The sequence below is a fragment of the Rhodobacter sp. SGA-6-6 genome, from assembly GCF_011043545.1.
Classification (GTDB): domain Bacteria; phylum Pseudomonadota; class Alphaproteobacteria; order Rhodobacterales; family Rhodobacteraceae; genus Pseudogemmobacter.
Genome location: NZ_JAAKGP010000003.1, coordinates 452490 through 466975 on the forward strand (window position 1 = coordinate 452490; position 14486 = coordinate 466975).

The 14486-nt window shown below is 70.0% G+C and carries 14 protein-coding genes; 9 read left to right on the plus strand and 5 right to left on the minus strand.

Features of this window, described 5'->3' with window-relative positions; all coding sequences use genetic code 11:
• Window positions 1-94 precede the first annotated feature (94 nt).
• The gene (locus tag G5B31_RS08645; protein WP_165016100.1) at window positions 95-730 is read right to left on the minus strand and encodes a J domain-containing protein; all 636 of its coding nucleotides are present in this window, start codon (window positions 728-730) and stop codon (window positions 95-97) included.
• Between the two features lie 84 nt (window positions 731-814).
• On the opposite strand from G5B31_RS08645, the gene G5B31_RS08650 reads away from it, so the two are divergent.
• The gene (locus tag G5B31_RS08650; RefSeq protein WP_165016102.1) at window positions 815-1066 is read left to right on the plus strand and encodes a BolA family transcriptional regulator; all 252 of its coding nucleotides are present in this window, start codon (window positions 815-817) and stop codon (window positions 1064-1066) included.
• Window positions 1067-1250: 184 nt separating this feature from the next.
• Here the strand turns inward: G5B31_RS08650 and G5B31_RS08655 are convergent, their stop codons facing one another.
• Complete coding sequence (locus G5B31_RS08655) at window positions 1251-3398, minus strand: malate synthase G (protein WP_165016103.1); 2148 nt, start codon at window positions 3396-3398, stop codon at window positions 1251-1253.
• Window positions 3399-3579: 181 nt separating this feature from the next.
• On the opposite strand from G5B31_RS08655, the gene G5B31_RS08660 reads away from it, so the two are divergent.
• The 5 genes from G5B31_RS08660 (at window position 3580) to G5B31_RS08680 (ending at window position 8548) form a co-directional block, all read left to right on the plus strand.
• Window positions 3580-3921: a helix-turn-helix transcriptional regulator gene (locus G5B31_RS08660; RefSeq protein ID WP_205911844.1), complete on the plus strand. Its 342-nt coding sequence runs from the start codon at window positions 3580-3582 to the stop codon at window positions 3919-3921.
• Window positions 3918-4403, plus strand: coding sequence for an SRPBCC family protein (locus G5B31_RS08665; RefSeq protein ID WP_165016107.1), 486 nt, complete (start codon window positions 3918-3920; stop codon window positions 4401-4403). The genes G5B31_RS08660 and G5B31_RS08665 overlap by 4 nt, the downstream gene beginning before the upstream one ends.
• Window positions 4400-5269: an SRPBCC family protein gene (locus tag G5B31_RS08670; protein ID WP_165016109.1), complete on the plus strand. Its 870-nt coding sequence runs from the start codon at window positions 4400-4402 to the stop codon at window positions 5267-5269. The genes G5B31_RS08665 and G5B31_RS08670 overlap by 4 nt, the downstream gene beginning before the upstream one ends.
• A gap of 131 nt (window positions 5270-5400) precedes the next feature.
• The gene (gene pepN / locus G5B31_RS08675; RefSeq protein ID WP_165016110.1) at window positions 5401-7959 is read left to right on the plus strand and encodes an aminopeptidase N; all 2559 of its coding nucleotides are present in this window, start codon (window positions 5401-5403) and stop codon (window positions 7957-7959) included.
• A 55-nt stretch (window positions 7960-8014) separates the two neighbouring features.
• Window positions 8015-8548, plus strand: a complete 534-nt coding sequence (locus tag G5B31_RS08680; protein ID WP_165016112.1) for a hypothetical protein — start codon at window positions 8015-8017, stop codon at window positions 8546-8548.
• 34 nt (window positions 8549-8582) lie between these two features.
• Here G5B31_RS08680 and G5B31_RS08685 read toward each other — a convergent pair whose 3' ends face one another.
• Window positions 8583-9149 (minus strand): transglycosylase SLT domain-containing protein, encoded by a 567-nt coding sequence (locus G5B31_RS08685; RefSeq protein WP_240904335.1) that lies wholly within the window; start codon window positions 9147-9149, stop codon window positions 8583-8585.
• A gap of 135 nt (window positions 9150-9284) precedes the next feature.
• Between G5B31_RS08685 and G5B31_RS08690 the strand changes: the two genes are divergently transcribed.
• From G5B31_RS08690 to G5B31_RS08700, 3 genes are all read left to right on the plus strand, one after another.
• Complete coding sequence (locus G5B31_RS08690; RefSeq protein WP_165016116.1) at window positions 9285-10490, plus strand: hypothetical protein; 1206 nt, start codon at window positions 9285-9287, stop codon at window positions 10488-10490.
• A gap of 339 nt (window positions 10491-10829) precedes the next feature.
• On the plus strand, window positions 10830-12341 hold the full coding sequence (gatB, locus tag G5B31_RS08695; protein WP_165016118.1) for an Asp-tRNA(Asn)/Glu-tRNA(Gln) amidotransferase subunit GatB: 1512 nt from the start codon (window positions 10830-10832) through the stop codon (window positions 12339-12341).
• Between the two features lie 151 nt (window positions 12342-12492).
• Window positions 12493-12891 (plus strand): DUF4177 domain-containing protein, encoded by a 399-nt coding sequence (locus G5B31_RS08700; protein WP_165016120.1) that lies wholly within the window; start codon window positions 12493-12495, stop codon window positions 12889-12891.
• On the opposite strand, the gene G5B31_RS08705 is transcribed toward G5B31_RS08700, so the two are convergent.
• Window positions 12892-13992: a pyridoxal phosphate-dependent aminotransferase gene (locus G5B31_RS08705; RefSeq protein WP_165016122.1), complete on the minus strand. Its 1101-nt coding sequence runs from the start codon at window positions 13990-13992 to the stop codon at window positions 12892-12894. It lies immediately after the preceding gene.
• Window positions 13993-14034: 42 nt separating this feature from the next.
• Complete coding sequence (locus G5B31_RS08710; protein ID WP_165016124.1) at window positions 14035-14454, minus strand: hypothetical protein; 420 nt, start codon at window positions 14452-14454, stop codon at window positions 14035-14037.
• Window positions 14455-14486: the final 32 nt, after the last annotated feature.

The following is a 14486-nucleotide window of genomic DNA, read 5'->3' on the forward strand; positions in this document are numbered from 1 at the left end:
ACTGCCGTCTCGGGGTGCTGCCGCCGCGCACGGGCGGGGGCGAGGCAGTGCCTCGCCTCATCCCGCCCGGACAGAGCGGGAGTGATCCCGGCCCTCAATCCCGGAAGTAGCGGCTGTCCTTGATCTGGTCCCAGGCCCAGACCACTTCCTGCAGTTGCTCCTCGTGGCCGCGGTCGCCGCCGTTCATGTCGGGGTGCAGCACCTTGATCAGGCCCTTGTAGACCTTGCGGATCTCCGTCTTCGACATGGTGTCGCGGGCGTCGAGGATCTCGATCGCCTTGCGCTCGGTCGGCGGCAGCTTGCGGGTCGCGCCCGAGGCCGGGAGGGCGCCGGGGTTGCGGGTGGCCTTCTCGCCCAGGATCTGCATCGGGTCGTTGACGCCCATCCGCGCCCAGGCATTGCCGTCGCCCTGGCGCGAGAAGGGCTTGGTCTCGCGGCCCCAGACGCGGTCCTGGTCGACGATCTTCTGGAATTCCTCGTCGGTGGTGCCGTGGAAGTAGTTCCACTTCAGGTTGTATTCGCGGATGTGGTCCTTGCAGAACCAGAAGAACTCGTCCAGCAGGTCGGGCGACTTCGGCGCGCGATAGGCGCCGGGCCGGTCGCAGCCGGGATGGTCGCAGGCGCGGCCGGTCGCCTCGGCCGCGGCGGGGCCGCCGCGGCGGCTGGCCTGCTTGCGCTTCTTGTCGGCGCTGACGCGCAGGTCGAAGTCAAAGGGGGGCTTGGTCGCCATATTCCGGATGCCTGCTGCTGCCTTTCCGACTCGGGGGGAGGAGTTTAAGGCCTTTGCCGGCGGATTGAAGGGGGAGGAAGAAAAATGAGCGTGAAGGACGAGATCGAGGCCCGGCTGACCGAGGCCTTCGCACCGATCGAGCTGGTGGTGGAGAACGAGAGCCACCGCCATGCCGGGCACGCCGGCGACGACGGCTCGGGCGAGAGCCATTTCCGGGTGACGATCCGCGCCGCCGCCTTCGCGCCGATGGGCCGGGTGGAACGGCACCGGGCGGTGCATCGCGCGCTCGGCGACCTGACGGCGCGAATCCACGCGCTGGCGCTGGACATCGGCTGAGGCAATCGCGCGGCTGCCGCCGCAAGCCTCTTGTCTCGTCGTCGGCCTTCGCCTCCTCCTCGGCGTTGGGGGCATTCTGCCCCCAAACCCCCTGAGAGTATTTGAGCCAAGATGAAGGGCATGCAGCTTCATCTTGGCTCAAATACTCCCGCCGGAGGCTCCGCCGCCCGGGCCAGGCGCTCCGTCAGCCTGCCGCCTTGGCCTTCAGCCGGTAGGCGTGCAAGAGCGGCTCGGTATAGCCCGAGGGCTGTTCGCGCCCCTTGAACACCAGATCGCAGGCCGCCTGGAAGGCGATGCCCTGAAAGCCCGGCGCCATCGGGCGATAGAGCGGATCGCCCGCGTTCTGCCGGTCCACCACGGCGGCCATCTTCTTCATCGCCTCCATCACCTCGTCGCGGCCGACCACGCCCTGGTGCAGCCAGTTGGCGATGTGCTGGGCCGAGATGCGGCAGGTCGCGCGGTCTTCCATCAGCCCGACGTCGTTGATGTCGGGCACCTTGGAGCAGCCGACGCCCTGGTCGATCCAGCGCACGACATAGCCGAGGATGCCCTGCGCGTTGTTCTCGACCTCCCGGCGCACCTGGTCGGCCGACCAGCGGCGGAAGCTGGCCAGCGGGATCTCCAGGATGCCGTCGACATGGGCGCGCCGCCCGCCCTTGGCCAGCTTCGCCTGCACCGCCAGCACGTCGACCTTGTGGTAGTGCAGCGCGTGCAGCGTGGCCGCGGTGGGCGAGGGCACCCAGGCGCAGTTCGCGCCTGCCCGCGGATGGGCGATCTTCTCGTCCAGCATCGCCGCCATCAGGTCCGGCATCGCCCACATGCCCTTGCCGATCTGCGCCTTGCCCGACAGCCCGCATTCCAGCCCGATGTCGACGTTCAGGTTCTCGTAGGCGGTGATCCAGCCCTTGCGCTTGATGAAGTCCTTGCGGCTGAACGGCCCGGCCTCCATCGAGGTGTGGATCTCGTCGCCGGTGCGGTCGAGGAAGCCGGTGTTGATGAAGGCCACCCGCGATTTCGCCGCCCTTATGCATTCCTTCAGGTTGACCGAGGTCCGCCGCTCCTCGTCCATGATGCCCAGCTTCACGGTGTTGCGGGGCAGGCCGAGCACGTCCTCCACCCGGGTGAAGATCTCGTCGGCGAAGGCCACTTCCTCGGGCCCGTGCATCTTCGGCTTGACCACATAGACCGAGCCGTGGAGCGAGTTGCGCGCGCCTTCCGCCTTCTTCAGGTCGTGGATGGCGATGGCGGTGGTGACCATGGCGTCCATGATCCCCTCGGGGACCTCGGAGCCGTCCGGCAGCAGGATCGCCGGGTTGGTCATCAGATGGCCGACATTGCGCACCCACATCAGGGCGCGGCCCTTCAGCACCAGCGGGCTGCCGTCCGGCGCGGTATAGCTGCGGTCGGCGGCCAGGCGGCGGGTCAGCTGCTTGCCGCCCTTCTCGAAGTTGTCGGCAAGGTCGCCCTTCATCAGCCCCAGCCAGTTGCCATAGGCCAGCACCTTGTCCTCGGCATCGACGCAGGCGACCGAATCCTCGCAATCCATGATCGCCGACATCGCGCTTTCCAGCTGCACATCGGCCAGGCAGGCCTGGTCGCGCGCGCCGATGAAATGCGCCCGGTCGAAGACCAGCTCGACATGCAGCCCGTTGTTCCGCAGCAGGATGGCGTCGGGGGCCTTCGGGTTGCCCTTGTAGCCGACGAATTTCGACGGCGTGACCAGCGGCATCTCGTCCACCAGCAGCGCGCCGTCGCGGACATGATAGCGCCGCACATCGGCGTGGGAGGCGCCGTCGATCGGGAAGGCCTCGTCCAGGAACACCCTTGCGCGGGCCACCACCCGGGCGCCGCGGCCCTTGTCGTAGCCGCCCTTCGGCGGGGCCGAGCCCAAGGCATCGGTGCCGTAGAGGCAGTCGTAAAGGCTGCCCCAACGGGCATTGGCGGCGTTCAAGGCATAGCGGGCATTGGTGATCGGCACCACCAGCTGCGGGCCGGGGACGCGGGCGATCTCGGGGTCCACGTTCTCGGTCTCGATGCGGAAGGCCGGGCCTTCGGGCAAGAGATAGCCGATCTCGGCCAGATAGGCCTTGTAGGCGGCATGGTCATGCGGCTGGCCCCTGCGGGCCCGATGCCAGGCGTCGATCTTGTCCTGCAGGTCCTGCCGTTTCGCCAAGAGCGCCCGGTTCTTCGGCGCGAGGTCGGTGAGGATTGCGGCAAACCCGCTCCAGAACGCCTCCGGCGCGACCCCGGTGCCGGACAGCGCCCGGTCCTCGATGAAGCGGGCCAGCTGCCCGTCGACCTGAAGCCCGGATTTCGTCACCCGTCCTGCCATCGCGGCCTCCTTCGCATACCATGGCACACATTACGCCCCGGTCCGGGGCAGGGGCAAGGTGCGAGGCCGGCGGATTATCCGCCATCGCCGACAAGCACCTTTCGGGATGCGTTGAAAGCGAAACTTAGCCGACCGGCGAAGTTTTTCTTGCCGCGGGGCCGGGCGGATGATAGTTAGAGATATGGCTAAGCATGATGCCGACCTCTCGCTTCTCTTCCACGCGCTCTCCGATCCCACCCGGCGGGCGATCCTGACCCGGCTGGCCGAAGGGCCGGCGCCGGTGACCGCGCTTGCCGCCCCGACCGGGCTGCGGCTGCCGACGGTGATGCGGCACCTCTCGGTGCTGGAGGAGGCGGGGCTGATCGCCACGGCGAAGGATGGCCGCGTGCGGTCCTGCGCCATCGTGCCGGAGGCGCTGGCCCCGGTGCGGAGCTGGCTCGACGAGCAGCGGGCGATCTGGGAGGCCCGGCTCGACCGGCTGGACGACTATGTGACCAAACTGATGAAGGAACGCGCGAAATGACTGTCAAAGCCCCCGAACTGGACCCGAAGACCGACCTCAGCTTCACCCGCACCCTGGCGGTGCCGCGGCAACTGGTCTGGGACTGCTGGACCAAGCCCGAACACATCCCGCATTTCTTCATTCCGAAGCCGCACAGGGTGACGGCGGTGGACATCGACCTGCGGGTCGGCGGGCGGTTCAACACCACCTTCGACGTCGAAGGCAATGTGATGGACAACCAGGGCGTCTATCTGGAGGTGGTGCCGCAGGAGAAGCTGGTCTTCACCGACGCCTATACCGAAGGCTGGAAGCCGGCACCCGAGCCGTTCATGACCGCGATCCTGCTCCTGGCGGACGCGCCCGGCGGCGGCACCAGCTATACCGCCATCGCCCGCCACCGCAGCCCGGAAACCCGCGAAAGCCACGAGCAGATGGGCTTCTTCGACGGCTGGGGCACGGTGGTCACCCAGCTTGAGGATTATGCCAGGGGCCTGCTGAAATGACCCGCTTCGCCACCCTGAGCTTCGACCGCAGGGTCGAGGCGCCGGTCTCCACCCTCTGGCAGGCTTGGACCGCCCCCGCCGCGCGGGCGGTTTGGTCGGCGCCCTCGCCCGAGGTGACGGTGGAAATCCTGCAATCCGATCCGCAGGTTGGCGGGCGCGAGGTCTCGATCTGCCGCGGGCCGCAGCCGCCGGAGATCCGCTGCGAAGGCGGCTGGCTGGAGATGCAGCCCGGCCGCTGCAGCGTGAACTACGAGGTGATCTCCGCCGAAGGGATCATCCAGTCGGCGGCGCTGGTGACGGCGGATTTCGCCGCCGAGGGCGAGGGCAGCCGGATCGCGGTGACGGTGCAACTGTCCTCGCTGGCCGAGGACATGGAAGAGGGCTACCGTCAGGGCTTCGCCGGCGGCCTCGACAACCTGCGCGGCGTGGCGGAACGGTGCATGGTGCTGGAGCGGGTGATCAAGGCGCCCCGCCCGGTGGTCTGGGGCGCCTGGCTGAACAACGACAGCCTGCCGCAATGGTGGGGGCCGGAGGGGTTCTCCTGCCGCACCAAGCGCATCGACCTGCGGGCGGGCGGCGAATGGGTCTTCGACATGATCGGCCCGGACGGCACGGTCTTCCCCAACCACCACCGCTATGGCGAAATCCTGCCCGAGGACCGGCTGCACTACACCCTGCACTGGGGCGAGAACGGGCCGAAGCACGCCGACGCCTGGGCCCGGTTCGAGGACCAGGACGGCGCGACCAAGGTCACGCTCGGCATGGTGTTCAACACGGCGGAGGAATTCCGCGACGCCAAGGGCTTCGGCGCCGTGGAACTGGGCCTGCAGACGCTGGGCAAGCTGGCGCGCTTCGTCGGGGCATGACCGGGGCCTCCTCGTCGCATTTCATGCGCTCGTCGGCGAGGAGCGCCGAAGGCACGCGACGAGCGGGGGGCGGCCCTTGAAGCCGCCCGCCGCCGCCCCTAGGCTTCCGGCCGGAACAGCCGGAGAGAGCCATGGAAGACGCCGCCCCGCAGACCATCTATCTTGCCGATTACCGCCCCTTCGGCTGGATCGTCGAGGAGGTGGCGCTGACCTTCCGCCTGTCGCCCGATGCCACCCGCGTCGCCAGCCGCATCCGCTTCGCCCCCAACCCCGAGGCCCCGCCGCAGGAGTTCTTCCTGCAGGGCGAGGACCTGCGGCTGGTCTCCGCCGCCATCGACGGCCGGCCCGTGCAGCCCGACGTCACCGCCAAGGGCCTGACCTGCGCCGTCCCCTCCGGCCCCTTCCTCTGGGAGGCCGAGGTGGAGATCGCCCCCGCCGCCAACACCGCGCTGGAGGGGCTTTACATGTCGAAAGGCATGTATTGCACCCAATGCGAGGCCGAGGGCTTCCGCAAGATCACCTTCTACCCCGACCGCCCCGACGTGATGGCCCCGTTCAAGGTGCGGATCGAAAGCGACCTGCCGGTGCTGCTGTCGAACGGCAACCCGGCAGGGCAGGGGGCGGGATGGGCGGAATGGCACGACCCCTGGCCGAAGCCCGCCTATCTGTTCGCGCTGGTGGCGGGCGACCTGGTGGCGCATCGCGACAGCTTCACCACCCGCTCCGGCCGCAAGGTCGGGCTGGCGGTCTGGGTCCGGCCCGGCGACCAGGACCGTTGCGCCTATGCGATGGACAGCCTGATCCGGTCGATGAGATGGGACGAGGAAGTCTACGGCCGTGAATACGACCTGGACATTTTCAACATCGTCGCCGTCGATGACTTCAACATGGGCGCGATGGAGAACAAGGGCTTGAACATTTTCAACTCCAAGCTCGTCCTCGCCTCTCCCGAGACCGCCACCGACGACGACTATGCCCGGATCGAGGCGGTGATCGCGCATGAGTATTTCCACAACTGGACCGGCAACCGCATCACCTGCCGTGACTGGTTCCAGCTGTGCCTGAAGGAGGGTCTGACCGTCTTCCGCGACCAGCAGTTCTCCGGTGACATGCGCAGCCATGCGGTGAAGCGGATCGAGGATGTCGTCACCCTGCGCGCCCGCCAGTTCCGCGAGGATCAGGGGCCGCTGGCGCATCCGGTGCGGCCCGACTCCTTCGTGGAGATCAACAACTTCTACACCGCCACCGTCTACGAGAAGGGCGCCGAGGTCATCGGGATGCTGAAGCGGCTGGTCGGCGATGAGGGCTATGCCAGGGCGCTGGATCTCTACTTCGACCGCCACGACGGCGATGCCGCCACCATCGAGGACTGGCTGAAGGTGTTCGAGGATGCCACCGGCCGCGACCTGAGCCAGTTCAAGCGCTGGTATTCCCAGGCCGGCACCCCGCGGCTGAAGGTCTCGGACGACTGGAAGGACGGCAGCTATACCCTTCATTTCCGCCAGGAAAACCCGCCCACCCCCGGCCAGCCGCAGAAGGACCCGCGGGTGATCCCCATCGCCGTGGGCCTCTTGAACCCCAACGGCGACGAGGTGGTGCCGACCACGGTGCTGGAGATGACCGAAGCGGAGCAGAGCTTCCGCTTCGAGGGGCTGGCGACCCGGCCGATCCCCTCGATCCTGCGCGGCTTCTCGGCCCCGGTGGTGCTGGAGCGGCAGGTCCCGGCGCAGGAGCAGGCGTTCCTGCTGGCCCATGACACCGACCCGTTCAACCGCTGGGAGGCGGGGCGGGCACTGGCCCGGGGCGAGATCCTCGCCATGGTGACCGAAGGCGCCGCGCCCTCGCCGCAGTGGCTGGAGGCGCTGGCCGGACTGGCGCTGGACGAGAGCCTCGACCCGGCGTTCCGGGCGCTGGCCCTGCGGCTGCCGGGCGAGGACGAACTGGCGCAGACCCTGCACGACCGCGGGGTGACGCCGGACCCGGACGCCATCCACACCGCCCGCCGCGCCGCCGGCCGGGCGCTGGCGACGCGGCTGGCGCCGCAACTGCCGGGGCTGATCGCGGCGCTGACCGACCGCGGGCCGTTCTCGCCCGATGCCGCGGCGGCCGGGCGGCGGGCGCTGAAGGGCGCGGCGCTGATGCTGCTGACGCGGACCGACGGCGGCGCGGCGGCGGAAGCCGCCTTCGCCGCGGCGACCAACATGACCGACCGGATCGCGGCGCTGTCGGCGCTGCTCGACTCCGGCAAGGGGCAGGCGGAACTGGCCGCGTTCGAGGCGCAATGGCAGGACAACCCGCTGGTGATGGACAAGTGGTTCGCCCTGCAGATCGCCTTCGCCGCCCCGGCCGAGGCTGCCGAGACCACCGAGCGGCTGACCGCCCATCCCCGCTTCGACTGGAAGAACCCCAACCGTTTCCGGTCCGTCATCGGCGCGCTGTCGGGCAACCATGCCGGCTTCCACCGGGCCGATGGCGCGGGCTACCGGGTGGTGGCGGACTGGCTGCTGAAGCTGGACCCGCTGAACCCGCAGACCGCGGCGCGGATGTCCACCGCCTTCGAGACCTGGGCCCGCTACGACGCTACCCGGCAGGCGCGGGCCAAGGCGCAGCTGGACCGCATCCTCGCCGCCCCCGGCCTGAGCCGCGACCTTTCGGAGATGGCCTCGCGGCTGCGCGGGGCCGCCGGTTGACGGCTGCCGCGGCGCAAGCCAAGGTCGGCAGGCGTGTTTTCAGGAGGTTGCCGTCATGCCCTATGTCATCGCCCTGCTCGGACTGGTCGCGGCGGCGTATTTCTGGATCAGCCGGGCGCGCGCCGCCGGTCATGCGGCGCAGGACCTGGCGGGGATGGCGCAGGACGTGATGTCGGCCGCCCGCCGCTTCGGCTTCCGCCGCCGCTACGACGAGCATCCCGTGGACAGCCTGCGGGACCCGGACGTGGCGGTGGCCGGGGCGGGGCTGGCCTTCCTGGACCTCGCCGGCCTGCCGACGGCGGAACAGCAGGACGCGCTGCTGGTCAGCCTGCAGTCGCGGCTGGGGCATGACCGCGCCAAGGCGGAAGAGGCGATGATCCTCGGCCGCTGGCTGGTCGCCGAATGCGGCGGGCCGGACGCGGCGCTGAAGCGCTTCTCGCGCCGGCTGGTGAAGATGAAGGGGGCCGCGGCGCTGCAACCGCTGATGGAGGTGGTGAAGGACGTGGCGGCCTCGGGCCGCGACGGCGCGCTGACGCTGCGGCAGAAGGAGGCGCTGGAAGAGATTTCCCGCGCTTTCAGGCTGGGCTGACCGACCGATTTTTCGGCGAAAGATCGCTCCCGTTTCAGCCCTTGGCGCAATAGGGCTGGCTGGCGATCCATTCCGCCATCTCGCTGCGTTTCCCGGCCTTGCGCAGCGGCATCCATTGCCGCCCGACGCCGCGGTTGCCCTTGCCGGCGACCACCCCGTCGCGGGCCACGTCGCGCGAGAACACCTCGACCGCGCATTCCAGGTTCTCGCCGCCGTCCTTCAGCGCCCCGGCCGAGGTGGCGTCGCAGCCGTTCGCCTGCGCCGTCTTCGGCGAGATCTGCATCAGCCCGACATAGCGCCCGCCGCCGCCCGCCGCCGCCGGGTTGAAGCTGCTCTCGGACTTGGCGACCGCGCTCATCAGCCCGACCCAGAAGGCGCGGCGGTCGTTCAGCGGCGCCTCGGCATAGCCCGGGCACCAGGCGGCGATGTCGCCCGGCACCCGCCCGGCCAGCACCGCGTCCTTCTCGGCCACCGCGACGAAGGCGGCGGCGGTCCAGGTGTCGGCCTCGGGGTGGTGGTCCCAGCGGGTGGGCACGTCCGGCAGGCTGGAGGACAGGCCGGCGCCCATCTCCTCGGCCACGCAGCCGGAGAGGCCGATCATCAGGACTGCCGCAATTGCGCCCTGCCGCGCCCTCCGGCCTGCGCAACCATCACGCGAAATCCTTTGCCGCACCATCTTTCCGCCCCTTTCGGCCGTCAGTCTTGCCCGAGGAAACGCTGTCTACGGGCGAACGGAATGGTCACTACACCGCAGATCCCGGGCCTGGCCACCCGCCTTGCCGCGCCTGCGCGGCTTCTTGCCACGCGGCTGGGGCATCTGGCCCGCGCGCCGCGCCGCGGGCGGCCCGCGCCGCCGCCGGTGCCGGGGGCGATCCTCGGCGGCCGGCTGCACGCCCCGGTGCTGGCGGCCAGCCCCGAATCCGTCCTCTGGGCAGCGATGCGGGCGGAGCACGCGGCCCTTGCCGCCGAGGGCCGGTGGGCCGAGCTTTTCGCCGTCCTGCGCCGCGCCGACCATGCCCGCACCGCCGCGCCGGGCGGCCGCCGCCTCGCCGCGCTGGTCAGCGAGGGCGCCCGGATGCCTTTGGCGCAGGCGCTGGCCCGCCGCGACTGGCCCGCCGCGCTGGCCGGGATCGACCGTCTCGCCGATGTGCAGGCCGCGCATGAGGACGACCCGATGGCCGCGCATCTGCTGGCGCAGGCGCATCTCGACTATGGCTGGGCGCGCCGCAGCGCCGAGCCCGGGCCGGGCGTCCCGCGCGAGGTCTGGCAGGACTTCCTCCACCACACCGCGCTGGCCGAGGCCGCGCTCGGTTCCTTCGACCCGGTCGAGGAGGATTCGCCGCTGCTGGCCGGCACCCGCTATCTGCTGGTGCGCGGCATCGAGGAGGGCGATGCCCATTGCCGCGACTGGTATGAGGACTGGTCCGACCTCGACCCCACCAACCCCGAGCCGCACCTGACCCATGCCGTCCACCTGCTGCCGCAATGGTTCGGCACCCTGGCCGGGTTCGAGGACGAGGCCCGCGCCGCCCTGCGCCGCACCCGGGCCTGCACCGGCGCCTCGGCCTATGCGCTGTTCCATCTGGCGGCGGCGGAGATGCTGGGGGACCTGCCGCCCGGCGCGAATCTGGCGCTGTTCGTCGCCGGGCTGGTGGATCATTTCCACGCCACCGGCTGCCAGTATCGCGCCAATATCGTTGCCGCCGCCCTGACTGAATTGCATCACGGCCTGACCGAGGCCCCGCCGCAGCGCCGGGCGGTGGTGCAGGAGGCGCTGGACGACCACCTGCGCAACTCCGTCCGCGAGTTCCACCTTTCGGCCTGGGAGAACGGCGGGGCGGGCATCTCCTATGCGCTGGAGCAGGTGTTCGGCCGCGACCTGGCGAGGGGGGAGCATGTCTGTCTCGGCCCGGAGGGACTGGTGACGCGGCTGCCGGGGTGAGGGAGGTCGCACGACTTTCTCACTCCGGCCTCCTTGGCGAAGGCTATTGCCTTCGCCACATCGCAACGGTTCCCCTTTATCCCGGCCGGGCCTCAATGGCCCGGCCAGCGCCCGCCCCGCCCTCGGCGGGCGCTTCTCGCCCGCCGGGTCGGGCGCTGGCCTCCCGCGGGCTCGTGCTACCGTCGTCTCCGGTTGATATGCCGCGCACGGGCGGGGCGAGGCAGTGCCTCGCCTGTTTCCGCCCGGACAGGCGTAGACACTTCCGGGGTTGCCCCACCCCCCTTGCCCCGCCGGGCCTTGCGGCCTAAAGCCTAGGGCCGAACGCCAGAGGGGATGCCCATGCTCGACCTGACCTTCACCCCGCCGCAGCCCAAGGTGATCCAGGGCGCGAAACACGACTGGGAACTGGTGATCGGGATGGAGATCCATGCCCAGGTCGCCTCCAACGCCAAGCTGTTCTCCGGCGCCTCCACCACCTTCGGCGCCGAGCCGAACTCCAACGTCGCCTTCGTCGATTGCGCGATGCCGGGGATGCTGCCGGTGATCAACGAATTCTGCGTCGAACAGGCCGTCCGCACCGGCCTCGGGCTGAAGGCGCAGATCAACCTGACCTCGGCCTTCGACCGCAAGAACTATTTCTACCCCGACTTGCCGCAGGGCTACCAGATCAGCCAGCTCTACCACCCCATCGTCGGGGAAGGGGAAGTGCTGGTCGAACTCTCCCCCGGCATCGCCCGCCGGGTCAGGATCGAGCGCATCCACCTGGAGCAGGACGCCGGCAAGTCGATCCACGACATCGACCCGAACCTCAGCTTCGTGGACTTCAACCGCACCGGCGTCGCGCTGATGGAGATCGTCTCCCGCCCCGACATCCGGGGACCGGAGGAGGCGGCGGCCTATGTCACCAAGCTGCGGCAGATCCTGCGCTACCTCGGCACCTGCGACGGCAACATGCAGAACGGCAACCTGCGGGCGGACGTGAACGTCTCGGTCTGCCGGCCCGGCCAATACGAGAAATGGCAGGCGACCGGCGATTTCTCGCACCTCGGCACCCGCTGCGAGATCAAGAACATGAACTCGATGCGCTTCATCATGGCGGCCATCGACTACGAGGCGCGGCGCCAGATCGCCATCCTGGAAGACGGCGGCACGGTCACGCAGGAGACCCGGCTCTACGACCCCGACCGCAACGAGACCCGCTCGATGCGGTCGAAGGAAGAGGCGCACGACTACCGCTACTTCCCCGACCCCGACCTGCTGCCGCTGGAGATCGAGCAGGAGTGGGTGGACGGCATCGCCGCCACGATGCCGGAACTGCCGGACGCCAAGAAGGCCCGGTTCATGGCCGACTTCGGCCTGACCGACTACGACGCCTCGGTGCTGACGGCGGAACTGGATTCGGCGCGCTACTTCGACGAGGTGGCCAAGGGCCGCGACGGCAAGCTGGCGGCGAACTGGGTGATCAACGAGCTGTTCGGCCGGCTGAAGAAGGAAGGGCTGGAGATCGCCGGCAGCCCGGTCTCGGCCAAACAGTTGGGCGGGCTGGTGGACCTGATTTCCGACGGCACCATCTCGGGCAAGATCGCCAAGGAGTTGTTCGAGATCCTCTGGACCGAGGGCGGCGATCCGGCCGCCATCGTTGAAGCCCGCGGCATGAAACAGGTCACCGACACCGGCGCCATCGAGGCGGCGGTGGACGAGATCATCGCCGCGAATCCGGGGCAGGTCGAGAAAGCCCGCGTCAACGCCAAGCTGGTCGGCTGGTTCGTCGGACAGGTGATGAAGACCACCGGCGGCAAGGCCAATCCGGCGGCGGTGAACGATCTGGTGGTGAAGAAGCTGGGGCTCTGACCCCATCCGTTGGGGGCGGCGGCCAGCCGCCCACCAGATGCGGGGGATGTGGCGCGAAGGCGCTGGCGCCCCGGCGGAAAACCTTTTGCGGATTTGCCGTTGCGGTGCGAATCCCGCTAATATCCCGCGCAAAGGCGGGCAGGAGGCTTCGATGCAGCGCTACGAATACAAGGTCGTCCCCGCCCCCCGGCGCGGCGAGAAGGCCCGCGGCGTGAAGACGACCGAGGAGCGGTTCGCGCTGGCGCTGACCGGGCTGATGAACCGGATGGGGGCCGAGGGCTGGGACTATGTCCGCGCCGATGCGCTGCCCTGCGACGAGCGGGTGGGTCTGACCGGATCGAAGACCACCTTCCAGAACATGCTGGTGTTCCGCCGCGCGCTGGAGGCCGGGACCTCGCTGACGCTGGCCGACGTGCCCGTCGCGGCCCCGCTTCTGGCCGCGCCGGAGGTGGAACCGCCGCTGCCGCCGCTGCGACTCGGCGCGGCCGAGGCGCCGGTGGGACCTGCGCCCTCGCTCGGCCCGGCCAAGCCCGACCTCGCGGCCGAGTGATCAGCCGGCGGCCTTCAGCGCCAGCGGCAGCACCTCCTCCACCACGTCCAGCGCCGGGTCCGGGCCGATGCTGATGCGCAGGCAGCGGTCCAAGGGCGCGACGCCGGGCATCCTGATGAACAGCCCGCGGGCCTGCGCCTCGGCCAGCACCTTGCGGGCATGGTCGCCGTCGCGGCCGAGGTCGATGGTGACGAAATTGGTGGCCGAGGGCAGCGGCTCCAGCCCGTTGGCGCGGGCGATCCGCCCCAGCCTGTCGCGCCCCGCGGCGATCTGCGTCTTCACCTGACGTAACCAGTCCTGATCCGCCAGCGCCGCCAGCGCGCCGATCTGGCTGGTCCGGCCCATGCCGAAATGGTCGCGCACCTTGTCGAAGGCCAGCGCCAGCCCGGGCTCGGCGATGGCATAGCCGACCCGCGCGCCGGCCATGCCGTAGCCCTTCGAGAAGGTGCGGAAGCGGATCACCTGCGGGTGGTCGGCCGGGATCGCCGGGATGGCATCCTCCGGCGCCAGGTCGGCATAGGCCTCGTCCAGAATCAGCAGCGTGTCCGCCGGCAGGTTCGCCACCAGATCCTCGATCACCGCCGCCGGGTGGTGGCTGCCCATCGGGTTGTCGGGGTTGGCAATGTAGAGCAGCCGCGCCCCCTCCGCCTTGGTGGCGGCCAGCAGCGCCTCGGCGTCCTCATGCGCGCCGCGGTAGGGGACGCGGGTCAGCGCGCCGCCGTAGCCGGCGACATGGAAGGCGAAGGTCGGATAGGCGCCGAGGCTGGTCACCACCGGGGTGCCGGGGGCCAGCGTCAGCCGGCAGATCAGGCCGAGAAGGCCGTCGATGCCGGGGCCGACCACCACATGCGCCGGCGTGCAGCCGTGGTGGCGGGCCAGCGCCTGTTTCAGGTCGTGGTTCTCGGGGTCGCCGTATTTCCACACCTCCGCCGCCGCCCGCTCCATCGCGGCGATGGCCTCGGGCGAGGGGCCGAACAGGGATTCGTTGGCGCCGAGGCGGGCGCGGAAGGCGCTGCACTGCCGCCGCTCCAAGGTCTCCGGCCCGGTGAAGGGCACGGTGGAGGGCAGGGCGGCGGCATGGGGCGTCAGGAAGCGGCTCATCCCCGCATCATTGGCGCGGCCCGCCCGCCGCCGCAAGATGGCTCAGGGGGCGGAAAGCGCGATGCTCGCGGTGTAATCCTGCAGCACCGGCAGGCGTGCGCGTCGGGCCAGTTCCGCCGTCGAAGGTTCCAGCCCCTCGAAACGCAGGATCATGCCCGGCAGATCGGCGGTGCGGCCGCCGTCGTCGCAGGCGTTGCAGAGGATGACGCTGCGGCTGTCATCCGGGGCCAGCACCGCCTCGATCTCCAGCCGTATCATCCCCTCCCAGACGCAGGCGACGTCGGCCGGGCAGCGCTGGTCCGTCACAGCGGTTAGCCGGAAGGTGACGCCAGTTGTCGGGTCGGAGACCTCGCGGTCGCCGGGCAGGAGAAGGACGCGCCCGTCCTCCGTGGACCCCTCGGCGGCAAGCGGCAGCGGCAGGGCGGCGAGGGCGAGGGCAAGGGCGGCGGGCAGCAGGCGCATGGTCTGTCCTTTCGCAGGGCGCGGCGCCGGGA

Excerpts from the sequence above, each read along its gene's own strand:
- G5B31_RS08645 (WP_165016100.1), bottom strand. The coding sequence starts at position 730 with ATGGCGACCAAGCCCCCCTTTGACTTCGACCTGCGCGTCAGCGCCGAC.
- G5B31_RS08650 (WP_165016102.1), top strand. The coding sequence starts at position 815 with ATGAGCGTGAAGGACGAGATCGAGGCCCGGCTGACCGAGGCCTTCGCA.
- G5B31_RS08655 (WP_165016103.1), bottom strand. The coding sequence starts at position 3,398 with ATGGCAGGACGGGTGACGAAATCCGGGCTTCAGGTCGACGGGCAGCTG.
- G5B31_RS08660 (WP_205911844.1), top strand. The coding sequence starts at position 3,580 with ATGGCTAAGCATGATGCCGACCTCTCGCTTCTCTTCCACGCGCTCTCC.
- G5B31_RS08665 (WP_165016107.1), top strand. The coding sequence starts at position 3,918 with ATGACTGTCAAAGCCCCCGAACTGGACCCGAAGACCGACCTCAGCTTC.
- G5B31_RS08670 (WP_165016109.1), top strand. The coding sequence starts at position 4,400 with ATGACCCGCTTCGCCACCCTGAGCTTCGACCGCAGGGTCGAGGCGCCG.
- pepN (WP_165016110.1), top strand. The coding sequence starts at position 5,401 with ATGGAAGACGCCGCCCCGCAGACCATCTATCTTGCCGATTACCGCCCC.
- G5B31_RS08680 (WP_165016112.1), top strand. The coding sequence starts at position 8,015 with ATGCCCTATGTCATCGCCCTGCTCGGACTGGTCGCGGCGGCGTATTTC.
- G5B31_RS08685 (WP_240904335.1), bottom strand. The coding sequence starts at position 9,149 with ATGATCGGCCTCTCCGGCTGCGTGGCCGAGGAGATGGGCGCCGGCCTG.
- G5B31_RS08690 (WP_165016116.1), top strand. The coding sequence starts at position 9,285 with ATGGTCACTACACCGCAGATCCCGGGCCTGGCCACCCGCCTTGCCGCG.
- gatB (WP_165016118.1), top strand. The coding sequence starts at position 10,830 with ATGCTCGACCTGACCTTCACCCCGCCGCAGCCCAAGGTGATCCAGGGC.
- G5B31_RS08700 (WP_165016120.1), top strand. The coding sequence starts at position 12,493 with ATGCAGCGCTACGAATACAAGGTCGTCCCCGCCCCCCGGCGCGGCGAG.
- G5B31_RS08705 (WP_165016122.1), bottom strand. The coding sequence starts at position 13,992 with ATGAGCCGCTTCCTGACGCCCCATGCCGCCGCCCTGCCCTCCACCGTG.
- G5B31_RS08710 (WP_165016124.1), bottom strand. The coding sequence starts at position 14,454 with ATGCGCCTGCTGCCCGCCGCCCTTGCCCTCGCCCTCGCCGCCCTGCCG.